Below are 7209 nucleotides of genomic sequence, written 5' to 3'. Positions count from 1 at the left end.
CTCCCGCCGGGAGAGGGCCAGGGTGAGGAACGCTCGCGGGCCACACACCTCACCCCCGGCCTTCGGCCTCCCCGAACGAGGGGGCGAGGTAGCAAACACGTAGGGCGGCTTTCCATAGCCGCCAGCCGCCGCCAGCGTCGGGTATGGAAACCCGACCTACCCATGGCGGCGGGCGCCGCATCGCCACGCACACGAGGCGACGTCCTCACTGCTTCGTCCACCAGAACCGCAGGACGGCCTCGCCCATGTGTTCGTAGTACTCCACGCGGATGGTGTGCCGCCCCGCGCTCAACCCCTCAAAGACGGCCGTGTAGGTCCGCCGTATCCCGTCCTGCCACTGATCCAAAACCTTCCAGTCGTCCAACCACACCCGCACGCCGTCGTCCACGATGACGGAAAACTCGTAGGTCCCGGCAGCAAACTCCACCTCCCGCGTCCAGCGCACCGAGAAGTTGTCCTGCCCGACGCCCGGACCGGGGCTCCCCAGCCCCCACTCAAAGTTGAGCGCAGGATCGTCGCGCACGAATACGGGTTGGCCCCGCAAATCCCTGTTGGAGAAGTACTCCCCTTTCCAGCCGGCGTAGGACACCAGCGCCTCCCACGAGACCTTGATCTCGGCCGTGCCTGACTGGTTGTAGTAGGCCACGCGCACCGTGTGCCAGCCGGCGTCGCTCACCTGCACGTCGCCCGCGTAGGTCGTATCCGTGCCGGCGTGCCACTCGTCTATGACGAGCGCGTCGTCAAACCAGACACGCACCCCATCGCGCGCCTTGGCGTAGAAGCGATAGTTGCCGGTCAGAAAATACCATTTGCGCGTCCATCGCGCCGAGAAGCCATCGGCGGGAATCTCCGGCGCGGGTGCTCCGAACCCCCATGCGAAATCCACCTGCTCGTCATCTTGCACCAGCGCGGGCGGCCCCGACAGGTTCGGATTGGCGAAGTACTCGCCTTTCCAGTTGGGGAATGCGTCTTCGTAGTCCCACCACAGGGCGACCGTGGCCGACCCCGCGCGCTCGTAGTATTCCAGCACCACCGCGTGCGACCCCTGCGCGAGGAAGATACTCGCACTGTAGATGGTCTCGGCGCTGTCGTGCCACTCGTCCACCAGCAACCTGCCATCTACCCACAGGCGGCAGCCGTCGTCCGAGCGCACGTGGAAATGGTAGGTGCCCGCCGCCAGAGACAGCGTCTTCGTCCAGCGCACCGAAAAGTTGTCGGTCGGGATTGCGGGGTCGGGCGATCCCGTTGTCCATCGGAAGTCTATGATGTCATCATCGCGGATGAGCGTAGGTTCGCCCGACAGCGTCGGGTTGCTGAAGTACTCGCCCTTCCAGCCGAAAAAGGCGACAGGGGGCTGCAGCGTCGGCGCGGGCGTCGCGGTGGGGGCCGGCGGCGTGGGGGTGAGCGTGGACGTCGGCGAGGGCTGGGGCGAAGGCGCGGGCACCGGCGTCGGCGTCGCGGTCGGCGCGATAGGTGTGGGGCGGCGCACGCGGAAGGGCGCGCTGGCCTGAAGGCGACCGGCAGTGCGCGCGACGACCCCCACAGCGCCGCGATCCAGCAAGTCGGGATCATCCGGGAAGACGATGGCCGCGACGAAGGCCCCATCGGCGCCCACCTGCGCGCCGTCGTAGGCGTAGGCTTCCTCTTCAAGGAACGGCGGCGACAGGTAGATGTACACCACCTCGCCGGGCGGCCAGTTGACGCCTGTAACGGTAACATACGTACCCGCGTACCCCTCGGCGGGGTCAAGGGCAATGGACGGCCTCGGGCGCGGCGTGGGCGTGGGCCGGGCCGCAGGCCCCCGCACCACCGTCGCGATGGAATACCCCAGGAGCGCCAGGCCGGCAATGACGGCCAGCACCGACAGCACCGCGCGCAGTGCGGTAGTGAACGGGCGCCGCTTTCGGTTCGCGCTCACACTCCACCTCCGTGGAACCCAGGCGCGCCAGCCTGGATGCCTACCCGGACTTGTCCGATTGCTGCCCGGCGGGGCGATAGCGGTCCTTGTCGCGCACGCGGTACTTCTCCATGACGCGCGCGAAACTGTCTTGCAGGTCAATCCCCTGCGAGTTGGCCAGGCAGATGACGGCGAACAGGATGTCGGCCAGTTCCATGCCCAGTTCCTGGGGCGCTTCGGTGGGTTTCTTGGGCTTCGGGCCGTACAGGTGGTTCACCAGCCGCGCGGTCTCGCCCAACTCCTCGGCGATGCGCGCCAGGTTCACCAGGGGCGACCAATACCCGCCCCCGACGGTGCGCACCCACTCGTCCACCTCGCGCTGCCAGTCTCGGACGCTCTTATCGGCCATACCCGTCTCCGATGCCGAAGACCCGCACGGCATTCCCGCCCAGGAGCGCCTGCTCGGCGTCGGGCGCGAGATTCGCGGCCCGTATTCGCCGCAGATAAGCCCGTGCGCGAAGGAGCGGATAGTCCGTGCCGAAGAGAATCTTGTCCGGCGCGACCTCCGCCGCCACGCGGTAGATGCGGTCGTCGTACAGGTAGGGCGACGCTGCCGTGTCGTAGAACACGTTGCGCAGGCTTTCGCGCACCTCCGGCATGAGTTCGTAGAACAACAACCCGCCTCCCCAGTGGGCGCAGATGATGCGCGCGTCGGGGAACGCCTGGGCGAACCGCACCACAACCTCCGGGCCGGTCTTGCCCTTGCCGGGGTAGTCGTGGCCCAACTGTTCGTTGGAATGGGTCATCACCACCCAGCCGAGGCGTTGCGCGGCCTCCATGATGGGCCGCATGGCCTCCACGTCGCTCAGGGTGTAGCCCTGGCCGTCGGGCATCAGTTCGCCCAGGCCGCGCAGCCCGCCTTTGGCGCAGCGCTCCATCTCGTACACTGCATCGTCCGCCGCGCACGGGTTCAGCACCGCCAGCCCCACCAAGCGGCGCGGGTAGCGCGCGACGGCCTCCATGACGTAGTCGTTGTCGTCGCGGCAAATGCCCATGTCGCGCCAGGCGAACCCGCACACAACGGCCACGTCCACCCCGTCCTCGTCCATGGCCTGGATGATCTGCTCGGCGGTCGCCAGGCGCGTCTTAGGCGCAGCGTACAGCCGTCGGAAATAGTCATCGCGCGCACAGTACTCGTCCCGGCAGGCGGCAACCTCGGGGCGGTGCACGTGCACATGGGCGTCAACGATCAACGCTCCCTCCCGAAGCGAAGTGGCTCCGGGCGCATTATACCACACGTTGGGTGGCGGGGCAACGCGCCCGAACAGCACCTCATCCGCGAATCACGTGAATCCACGCGGATGGGGCCTGGCCGCCCACCTACCTCGCCCCCTCGTTCCCCATCTCCGCCGGCGGCCGGGGGTGAGGTTTCGGCGGCTATGGAAAGCCGCCCTACGAAACCGGATTCACCGCGGAGCAAGCGTAGGGCAGGTTTCCATACCTGCCCCCTGCCTACGGCGGCTATGGAAAGCCGCCCTACGTGTCTATTATTCTCCATTCGTGTAGATTCGCGTTATTCGTGGATAGCCTCTGCCCCGCCCCTGGCCCGCAGTTTGGCAAGCGGCGGCCTTTCGGCTAGAATTCTCCCTGGCGGTGGCCAATCCCAGGCTGGCACCCTTACCGATACTGCAAGGAGGACAGAACCATGGATCTCGCCCGAATGATTCGCGACGTCCCCGACTTCCCCGTGAAGGGCATCTTGTTCAAGGACATCACGACCCTGATCAATGACCCGGCGGCGTTCCGAGAGGCCGTGGACCGCATGGCGGCCCCCTACGAGGGGATGGAGATAGACCTGGTGGCGGCCATAGAGTCGCGGGGGTTCATCTTCGGCGCGCCCCTGGCCTACAAACTGGGCGCCGGATTCGTCCCCGTGCGCAAGCCCAACAAACTGCCCGCCGAAACCATCAGCGCCTCGTACACCCTGGAGTACGGCACCAACACGCTGGAGATGCACAAGGATGCCATCCGTCCGGGGCAGCGCGTTTTGCTGGTGGACGACCTGCTGGCCACCGGCGGCTCGGCCAAGGCCGCGGCTACCCTGATTGAGCAACTCGGCGGCAAGGTGGTGGGCATCGCCTTCCTGATTGACCTGACCTTCCTCAAAGGCGTGGAGAAACTCAAGGGCTACGACGTGCGCTCCATCATTCAGTTCTAGCGACGACGGCGGCGCACCACCGCTCCCGCGGAGAATGCACGACCGCAGAGGTGGACCGCGGCCACACGGCCGGTCCCCGACCTCTGCGGTTTGCGCTGTTCTGGGCTATGCGGCTATCTGGCGCGGCCCCCGGCCTACAACGTCAGCGAATCCCCCGGGCGCAGAATCACGCACTTGGCGCTCGTCTCGGACTCCACGGCCGCTTTGAACGCCTCGGGGTCCTGCTTGATGATGTCAAAGGTCCCGTAATGAATCGGGATCACCACTTTGGGCTGAATCAACTGCACGGCCTTCAGCGCGTCTTCGGGCCCCATGGTGTAGTTGTCGCCGATGGGCAGGATGGCCACGTCAATGCCCTTCTCGCCGATCAACTTCATGTCGTAGAACAGCCCCGTGTCGCAGGCGTGATAGATGTGCTTGCCCTCCAGCGTCAGCAGAAAGCCCGCCGGGTTGCCCCCGTAGGAGCCGTCGGGGAACGAAGAGCCGTGCATGGCCGGGGTCAGTTGCACGCGCCCGAACGGGAAATTGTACCCGCCGCCGATGTGCAAGCCGTGGGCGCGCAGCCCCAGGTTGGACGCGTGCACGCTGATCTCATGATTGGCGATGACCAGCGCGTCGTTGGCACGGGCGATGGCCTCGGTATCCCCCCAGTGATCGCCGTGCGCGTGGGAGACCAGCACGTAGTCCACCTTCACCTGCGACGGGCCGACCGGCGCGGTGGGGTTGCCCGCCAGAAACGGGTCAATGATCATCGTGCTCCCGCCGCCCTCCACAAGGAAGCAGGCGTGGCCGTAGTACGTCAGTTTCACCGCCATCTCGCACCTCCGCTGATGTGAAGTCTCGTCGCGCACAGTATAACCCCAACGCCCGCCGGGTGTCAACGGCGCCGCTTTGACAAAGTGTCAGGCCTATGATACCATACCCTCGCCTCGCCCAGGTCTCTCTCGGAGAGAAGAGAGACCTCTTTCTTTGCGGCGCAGCGCGCCCGCGAGAAGACCAAGAGCAAACCGAGGAGAGACAGTTGCGCACCATTGAGTGGCACGACAACGCAATCCACATGATTGACCAGCGCCTGCTGCCTCAAAGGTACCAGGTGCTGATCTGCCGCGATCACCACGAATTGGCGCAGGCGATTCGCGACATGGCCGTGCGGGGAGCGCCCGCCATCGGCGCGGCGGCTGCGTTCGGCCTCGCCCTGTGCGCCGTGCGGAGCCAGGCTCGCGACGCCGAGCAGTTGCTGGCCGAATTGGACGAGGCCGCGCGCGAAATCGCCGCCACCCGCCCCACCGCCGTCAACCTGTTCTGGGCGCTGGACAGGATGCGCAAGCGCGCCGAGTCCCTGCGCGGGCAGAGCGTGGCCGAAATCACCCAGGCGCTGGTGGCCGAAGCCCAGGCCATCGCTGACGAAGATGTAGAGACCAACCGCCGCATGGGTCGCTTCGGCGCGGAACTCCTGCGCGACGGCGACGCCGTGCTGACCCACTGCAACGCGGGCCGCCTGGCGACGGTGGACTACGGCACGGCGCTGGGCGTAGTCCGCGCCGCCGTGGAGCAGGGCAAACGCATCCACGTGTACGCCGACGAGACGCGCCCCCGATCCCAGGGCGCGCGGCTCACCGCCTGGGAGTTGATGCAAGACGGCATCCCCGTAACCCTCATCGCCGACAACGCCGCGGGCTACTTTCTGCGCACCGGCAAAATCCAGGCCGTGCTGGTGGGCGCTGACCGCATCGCCGCCAACGGCGACGTGGTCAACAAGGTGGGCACCTACAAGATCGCCGTCGTGGCCAAGGAGAACGGCGTCCCGTTCTACGCCGTCGCCCCCACGTCCACCATTGACATGAGCGTGCCGCATGGCGACGCCGTGCCCATTGAGGAGCGCAGCCCCGCCGAGGTAACCCACGTGGAAGGCGTCTGCATCGCGCCCCAGGGCGTGGCCGTCGCCAATCCCGCCTTTGACGTTACGCCCCACCGCTACGTAACCGCCATCGTAACCGAACGGGGCATCGTCCGCCCGCCCTTCCACGAGAACCTCCGACGAATCATGCAGATGGAGGCCGAATCATGAGACCGCTGGAACCCCGACTCCTGCCGATGTCCGTGGGCAGCGTCCCACACCGCGACCCGAAACAGGCCTGCGACCTGGTGCTCAAGAACTTCCCCCAGATTCCCACATGGCCGCAATTGCCCAAGCGTTCGTTCCTGGAGAACATGTACGTGCAGTACAGCGAGCGATTCCCCGGCGTCGTGCTGGAGCAAGAGCGCATCTACGTGGATCGCGATCAGGACCTGGACGAGCCGCTGGAGGCGCTGTACGTCGCCTATCTCAAGAACGACCTGGAGCACGGAGCCATCGGCAAGGAGTACGCGGCCGGGCTTCCCGAACTCGTCAGCCGCCCGCTGCCCGGCCTGACCGCCGTCAAGGGGCAGGTTACCGGCCCGGTCTCGTGGGGGCTTGTGGTGGTGGATCAGAACCGCCGCCCCGTTCTGTACGACGAGATTCTGGCCGACGCCGTGGCCAAGCACCTGCGGCTGAAAGCGCACTGGCAGGAGAAGCAGTTGCAGAAACTCTCGCCGAAGGTCATCACGTTCATAGACGAACCCTACATGAGTTCCTTCGGCTCGGCCTACGTCTCCCTCAGCCGCGAGCAGGCCATCACCCTCATGGAGGAAGTGCTCGCGGGCCTTGAGGGCATCAAGGGCGTGCACTGTTGCGGCAACACCGACTGGTCACTGCTGCTCGCCACGTCCATTCACATCCTCAACCTGGACGCCTACGGTTACGCCGAGACCCTGGCCCTCTACGCCGACGACGTCAAGGCGTTCCTGAATCGCGGCGGGATCATCGCGTGGGGCATCGTCCCCGCCAGTGAGGTCATCTTCGGCGAAACGCCCGAGCACCTACTGGAGCGTCTGGAACAGGCCATGCAACTGCTGGTGGCCAAGGGCATCCCGCTGGACAAGATCGTGGAATCCAGCCTCATCACGCCGTCGTGTGGCACCGGCTCCCTATCCGAGGCGGCGGCCGAGAAGGTGCTGGCGACCACGGCGCAGGTGTCGCACCTCGCCCGACAAAAGTTCGGAGTGTCGTAAG

General features: G+C 66.2%; 7 protein-coding genes. 3 read left to right on the top strand and 4 right to left on the bottom strand.

All coding sequences use genetic code 11. From position 1 onward, the window contains the following. Nucleotides 1-205 precede the first annotated feature (205 nt). From H5T65_08355 to H5T65_08345, 3 genes are read right to left on the bottom strand one after another with little or no spacing between them, the layout of a single operon-like run. Nucleotides 206-1918, bottom strand: a complete 1713-nt coding sequence (locus tag H5T65_08355; GenBank protein MBC7259247.1) for a hypothetical protein — start codon at nucleotides 1916-1918, stop codon at nucleotides 206-208. A gap of 40 nt (nucleotides 1919-1958) precedes the next feature. After that, a complete protein-coding gene (locus H5T65_08350; protein MBC7259246.1) occupies nucleotides 1959-2306 on the bottom strand; it encodes a nucleotide pyrophosphohydrolase in 348 nt (115 codons plus the stop codon). Then, the gene (locus H5T65_08345) at nucleotides 2296-3150 is read right to left on the bottom strand and encodes an amidohydrolase (protein MBC7259245.1); all 855 of its coding nucleotides are present in this window, start codon (nucleotides 3148-3150) and stop codon (nucleotides 2296-2298) included. Before H5T65_08345 ends, H5T65_08350 begins: the two co-directional genes overlap by 11 nt. A gap of 452 nt (nucleotides 3151-3602) precedes the next feature. Here H5T65_08345 and H5T65_08340 point away from each other — a divergent pair, with 452 nt between their 5' ends. Beyond that, a complete protein-coding gene (locus tag H5T65_08340; GenBank protein MBC7259244.1) occupies nucleotides 3603-4115 on the top strand; it encodes an adenine phosphoribosyltransferase in 513 nt (170 codons plus the stop codon). 134 nt (nucleotides 4116-4249) lie between these two features. Here H5T65_08340 and H5T65_08335 read toward each other — a convergent pair whose 3' ends face one another. Next, nucleotides 4250-4924, bottom strand: coding sequence for a metal-dependent hydrolase (locus H5T65_08335; GenBank protein ID MBC7259243.1), 675 nt, complete (start codon nucleotides 4922-4924; stop codon nucleotides 4250-4252). A 212-nt stretch (nucleotides 4925-5136) separates the two neighbouring features. Between H5T65_08335 and mtnA the strand changes: the two genes are divergently transcribed. Next, nucleotides 5137-6183: an S-methyl-5-thioribose-1-phosphate isomerase gene (gene mtnA, locus H5T65_08330; GenBank protein ID MBC7259242.1), complete on the top strand. Its 1047-nt coding sequence runs from the start codon at nucleotides 5137-5139 to the stop codon at nucleotides 6181-6183. Beyond that, a complete protein-coding gene (locus H5T65_08325; protein ID MBC7259241.1) occupies nucleotides 6180-7208 on the top strand; it encodes a methionine synthase in 1029 nt (342 codons plus the stop codon). The genes mtnA and H5T65_08325 overlap by 4 nt, the downstream gene beginning before the upstream one ends. Nucleotide 7209 lies beyond the last annotated feature (1 nt).

The organism is Chloroflexota bacterium (assembly GCA_014360805.1).
Taxonomy (GTDB): domain Bacteria; phylum Chloroflexota; class Anaerolineae; order DTLA01; family DTLA01; genus DTLA01.
The sequence above is the reverse complement of the archived record's forward strand: the minus strand, read 5'-3'. Positions and strand labels throughout refer to the sequence as shown.